The organism is Nocardia sp. NPDC051911 (assembly GCF_040681035.1).
Taxonomy (GTDB): domain Bacteria; phylum Actinomycetota; class Actinomycetes; order Mycobacteriales; family Mycobacteriaceae; genus Nocardia; species Nocardia sichangensis.
This window is the reverse complement of record NZ_JBFAXY010000086.1, coordinates 1-5,273: the sequence shown is the minus strand read 5'-3', so window position 1 is coordinate 5,273 and position 5,273 is coordinate 1. Positions and strand designations below refer to the sequence as shown.

5 protein-coding genes and 1 pseudogene are annotated in these 5,273 nt (G+C 65.3%); 4 read left to right on the top strand and 2 right to left on the bottom strand.

Features of this window, described 5'->3' with window-relative positions:
* From AB0L97_RS38395 to AB0L97_RS38385, 3 genes and pseudogenes are all read left to right on the top strand, one after another.
* Nucleotides 1-431: pseudogene (locus AB0L97_RS38395) on the top strand (hypothetical protein); the annotation flags it as partial.
* 599 nt (nucleotides 432-1,030) lie between these two features.
* Nucleotides 1,031-1,588: a hypothetical protein gene (locus tag AB0L97_RS38390; RefSeq protein ID WP_364439940.1), complete on the top strand. Its 558-nt coding sequence runs from the start codon at nucleotides 1,031-1,033 to the stop codon at nucleotides 1,586-1,588.
* Nucleotides 1,575-1,919, top strand: a complete 345-nt coding sequence (locus tag AB0L97_RS38385; RefSeq protein ID WP_364439937.1) for a PIN domain-containing protein — start codon at nucleotides 1,575-1,577, stop codon at nucleotides 1,917-1,919. Before AB0L97_RS38390 ends, AB0L97_RS38385 begins: the two co-directional genes overlap by 14 nt.
* A 185-nt stretch (nucleotides 1,920-2,104) precedes the next feature.
* On the opposite strand, the gene AB0L97_RS38380 is transcribed toward AB0L97_RS38385, so the two are convergent.
* Both AB0L97_RS38380 and AB0L97_RS38375 read right to left on the bottom strand, forming a co-directional pair.
* Nucleotides 2,105-3,226, bottom strand: a complete 1,122-nt coding sequence (locus tag AB0L97_RS38380; protein WP_364439934.1) for a DUF2130 domain-containing protein — start codon at nucleotides 3,224-3,226, stop codon at nucleotides 2,105-2,107.
* Between the two features lie 395 nt (nucleotides 3,227-3,621).
* Entirely contained in the window at nucleotides 3,622-4,002 is a 381-nt protein-coding gene (locus AB0L97_RS38375; protein ID WP_364439931.1) for a hypothetical protein, read from the bottom strand.
* Between the two features lie 477 nt (nucleotides 4,003-4,479).
* Between AB0L97_RS38375 and AB0L97_RS38370 the strand changes: the two genes are divergently transcribed.
* Nucleotides 4,480-5,136, top strand: a complete 657-nt coding sequence (locus tag AB0L97_RS38370) for an AAA family ATPase (RefSeq protein WP_364439928.1) — start codon at nucleotides 4,480-4,482, stop codon at nucleotides 5,134-5,136.
* Nucleotides 5,137-5,273 lie beyond the last annotated feature (137 nt).

The window sequence follows — 5,273 nt, the reverse complement described above, 5'->3', positions numbered from 1 at the left end:
TGCGTGCCGATCGGACCGCGGTCCGAACCCGCGAGCGTTATGCCCAGGTCCACACACTGCTCGCGCAGGGCCACAGCCTGCGCCGCATCGGTCGCCAATTGGGCTTGGCCCGCGGCACGATCCGCCGCTTCGCCCGCGCCGCCTCACCGGATGAATTGCTGGTCAACAACCGCACCGGCTACCGCGACCAGAGCCTCCTCGACGAGTTCAAGCCCTACCTGCACCAGCGATGGAACCAAGGCACCACCGACGCCGCCCGATTGTTCGCCGAGATCAAAATCCGCGGCTACCGCGGACAAGCCAACCTCGTGAGCATCACGCGACCTCCCGATCACGAAATATGGGCCAGAACCACGATTCGACCGACGTTGACATTCATCCTTGACAAGGATGGCCGGAGTGGCAGGGTGTGGGGTGAGGTCGGGGTCTGAAGCGTTGGAGTTCGGGCACTGGCCGGGGCATCGCAGGTTCGGCCGGGACGCCAGGACCGGGCCTGCGGTGTCGTGTGCGCGGGTTCTCGTGACACGCGTGAATCGCGGTAGCGGATATCCGGGCGGGTGCGGCCGTAGTGTCGGCGGCTGTCACGAGGCAATCCATTCCCTGCGGTCATCGTGACAGCGCTCGGAGGGGCGTAGACACCTCAGGGTCCCGCTCACTCACTCCCATTGCGGGGTGGGGTCCCAGGGTGTCTCCCTCCGGGCGTCTCCCCGGCGTGATCCACGTGCGACGCCGCTGCTGATCACGCGCCTTCAGGGCGCCGCGAAGGCCAGGCCGCCGACCATGAGCGTCGGGCAACCAATTCGGCGGCAACTGCCAAGTCCTACTCGTCAAAAGACTTTGGGACGCCCCGGGTCTTCTTGGCCCGGGTCTTCTTGGTGTTCGAAGCGTCTGCCTTGGCGGCGCCACTTTCCTTGGCGGTGCGCTTCGCGGTCCCGGTGTGATCTCGAGGGTTCACTACCCGAGGGTCCGTGTTCGCTCGGCAAGAGAGCGCTCCACGAGACTGGTCGTCGGCAGGTGCAAGAGTGGAGCAATGAGCGCTGCCCCGCCGGATTCCTACACCCAGAGACTGCTCACCGAGCTGGACCATATCGCTGCTGCCTACAACGAGGTTCTGAGCGCATCGCGGATCAGAAACATCGATCCGAACCGCGGCGCGGGCGGCGGGGTCGTGTTCCTGGGATACGCCAAGTGGGGCTGGGAGCCCAGCGACCCGGCATTGGAAGCCACACGCATGGCCGTGCTGTCTCGAGTCCGCGACCTCGAACCGCGGGTGCGGTTGCTGTTTCCTCATCCGACGACACAGGTGGCGAAAAGACTCGACGCCGCGTTCAAGCACCTGAGCAGCTGGCTGATCCGGAAGAAGGGGGCGAGATCGGTTCCCGCCACCATCGAGAAGGCGCACGCGGCGATCACGGAAACGATTGCGGACCTGCGGGCGTTGATCGGACTCGTTCCGGGTGACGAGTACGCGGTCCGGGTCGTTGTCGACACCAACGCCCTGATCGATCGACAACCCCGATCTGGCCGCCTACAGGGCCGAGCTGGGCAGCAAGTATGTTGCGCACCTGCTCCCCGTGGTCCTGCGTGAAATCGACGAACTCAAACGAGGGGGCCGCAACCAGGATCTGCGCGATCGCGCCAAGGCCGCCGAGCGGCGACTCAAAGGAATCCGCAGCAACGGTGACGTCCGGACGGGAGTCCGCGTAGCCGGGGAAGTCGTCGCGAAGTTCGAACACATCGAGCCGAGAAGTCCAGACCTACCCGATTGGTTGGACCTGGACGTTCCCGACGACCGGTTCGTTGCCTCGGCATTGCTGCTGCAATCGCAGCACCCGGGCCCGGCGCTGTATGCCGCCACCAGCGACATCAATCTGCAGACCAAACTGGCCACGGTGGGACTTCCCTACGTCGAGCCGTGAGCTAATCGCTTCATCCCGGGGCCTCGGCCCCGGTGCAGGGCCGGAGCCGAGGCGGTTGTGGCGAACCTCGATGTGAGATCGAGACTTGCCCGAAGGTTAACTCCCGCTCAACCCGGGCCACTATGCATTTCGCCCGAAGCGCCACCGGCGGCGCGTCTCCACACCGCCGGTGGCGCTTCGTCCGGTCACACGGGAAGCATCTGGGCGACGGCTGGTTCGATGCTTCGTGGTTGTACCGGTGGCAGCTCGGAGCGCAGCAGCGGCGGCAGCGCCGTGCCGGTGGCCTCGATCTCGCCGACCATCGTGAAGAGACCGTCGATCATGTCCCGGTGCGACTTCTCGAGGTTCGCCCAAACCTTGATGCTCACTTCACGCAGTATGTCCAGTTCCTGCAGTGCTGCTCGCTGAGTCTTGAGCAGGCGTGCCAGGCACATCCCGAATCCGCCTGCGGTGATGTAGTCATAGATCCGTTCGGATTGCTCGCCTCGCGCGGCGTTGGCCAGAGCCGTGCGTTTCGCATTGATCACGAGCTGCCGGAAAGACACGGCCAGGGGCACAGCCGTAGTGGTATCGCACACCAGAATTCGGTCGATGATGTCCGAACGGTCGATGTCCTTCGGCAGGACCGAGCTGACAAGGACACCGAGATCGGCGCGGCCCGACTGGACGTCCTCGGTGAGCTTGTTGACCCATTTCGGTTCGAAGCGCTGGGTTTGCTTGCATTCCCACAGGATGATTCCGCAGTCGAGCCCGTGGTCTCGCACGGTGTGCACGACATCGCCGCCGCGCCTGCCCCGCGCAACTACCTTGATCTCATCGGCTGGGAAGCGACTGCGCAGTTCGTCGGCAAATACATGTTGGTAGGCGACGCCGTCGTCCTGCGGCCGCGAACCCGCCGACGCTTTGCGGTGAACCGCCTCCACCTCCTCGCTGAGGGACCGGTTGCGTTCCTCCAGCGCGCGGATACGGGAAAGGTATTGCTGTTCGGTGCGATCGGTTTCGATCCGGATCCGCTCATCAGCACGCTGCTGGGCCTTCGTGCGTTCTTCTGCGGCGATGGCGTCCCGCATCCTGTCCTTCTCGACTTCCAGAGCATCGCGTTCGTTCTGCAGCTTGCGGCGGTCCTTGCGCAGCTGGCTTTCGGCCCGCCGCGCTTCCCCGAGTTCACGCTTCGCCGTTTCCGCTTCATCGCGGACCTCGCTGAGCGCGTCTTCATATCGGGTCAACTGGGTACGTAACGCGGCCAGCTCCCCCTCGTTCGCGGCCCGGGCCTCCAGCCTCACCTCCGCCTCCAGATCGGCCCGCATCTGAGCGATGTAAGGCTGCGCCAACTGCTGGATGAACGCTACCCCGAGTCCAGTGCCACAGTTCGGGCACGCGGGCGCAACAGCGGTCATGGCTTGCGAACTACGTTGTGCCACAGCTTCTCCTCGATCGTACGAACCTGACGACCGAGAAGTGTCACAGAACACACCGACAGGAACCGAGACCCCGTCAACTGCGGTAATGCCGAACCGCTATCAACAAGATCATTTATCACGCAGGTTCAGCTCATCACTCCGAAGGACAACAGAGCCGTGCTGCCAGCAATGATGGCCTGCCCTATACCGCTTCACCGACCGGCGCGAGCCCAGGGGCCGGGGCGTTAGCGGCACCCCTACCTCAAAGGCTGGTCGAGCGCTGAGCGGCGGAGTGCCGGCTCCTACCGCTCCCGGCCACGGTCTTCGCGGTCTCGCAGCGCGCGGGCAATGGCGTTGCCACCGGTGTAGTCGCTGAGGGCGCTGCGTTGAGGGCTCAGCACGGTGGGGTGCCGAGCGTCATGAAGCTCACGGGCGCGTTCGGCAGCGGCCACATTGCGCGCCGTCTGCGCACGCGTATCGGCCGCGGTCAGACGGGTATCGGCTTCGCGGCTTGCCATGTTGAGCGTGTAGTACCGGTGACCAGCAGGTACGGAGATCCGCAGTTCGTAGTCGAGTTGATCGAGCTCCTCGCGAAGTTTGCGGATCTGCTCGGGGTCGGGATCGTGTCCGAGGCGCTTGGCGGTTTCGATGAGGTCGGCGTACTGCTGTTCGAGGCTGTGCATTCGGATCCCCCGATTCGAGCTGTCGACTGGATGAATCCACGGTATGCGAGATCGATTGCTGTAGCCGGGTTTCCCACGTGCTGTGCACTTCTTGTGTCGATCAAATCGCCGGTCTACCGCTCCCGCGAAACCGGCGCCATCTCCGACGCCGTCGCCCGCCGCGCCTACCAGCGCCTCAACCACCTCTACGACATCGGCATGCTCGGCGCCGACCCCATCACCCAATATCCCCGGCGAAACACCCGCGCTGCTCGCCAAAGCCTTCGAACTCGCCCAAACCCGCGGCACCCTCACCTTGACCAGCCTCGCCGCAGAACTGCGCTGGCGCCCCAAACGCCTACGCCAACTCCTGGGCCAGCCCGACTTCCGCCCCGTCCTGCGCCTGGTTACCGACACAGACACCGACACCGCCCACGGCCAGGTAGCCGTTCGGTCAACTCTGGGTCATCTTCGGTCGATCCTCGGGATGATGGCTTCGTGACCACTCACGCGAAGCCTTCACCGTCCCTTCCGTTTTCGTCCACCGGCCTGCAAGCGCTGCGCGATATCGCGGCGTCCGGGGCCGGGGCCGGGGCCGGGGCCGGGGCCGGGGCCGGGGCCGGGGCCGGGATCACTGTTGTTTGCGGGTTCCCCGCCGCAGGGAAAACCACCGCCACCCGGCTGCTGACAGAAATGCTGAACCCCGTGGTGCTGGACAAGGACACCTTCGCCCCGCAGCTCGAGGAATCGGTCATGTCGGAGCTCAACGGCAACCCGCACGACCGTGACAGTGACCTCTACCGCCGCGTTGTGGCCCCGCATCTGTACGCCGCTCTGGTCCAGCAAGCGGTCACGATCGCCAAGCGCTGCCCGGTCGTGGTGGACGCCCCGTTCCTCGGCTATGTCGAGACCGCCGCCCAGCGTGGTCTGCCTCTGGCGGACTACATTCGCGCGATCACCCAGGCACCCGACGCGCGGATCCGTACCGTGTGGGTCGACACCGACACCGACCGGATCCGTGACCGGATGCGCCGCCGCGGCGCCGAACGTGACCTGCCCAAGCTGTCGGACTGGAACACCTACCGCACCACGGTGCTCGACTCAGGCCTCGCCCGAACCGGACCGAGCGTCGTCGACCACATCATCACCAACTGAAGAACACCGCGCCGGAACCGCTTACCGACACGCCTGAATGCCCCCCTAATGAGATGTAGCGGGCCAGTCCGATCGGGCAGACTCGCTGCCGGTAGCGGCTGGCGGGTGAGCACTGTTTGGGCCCCCAGGACCCCGAG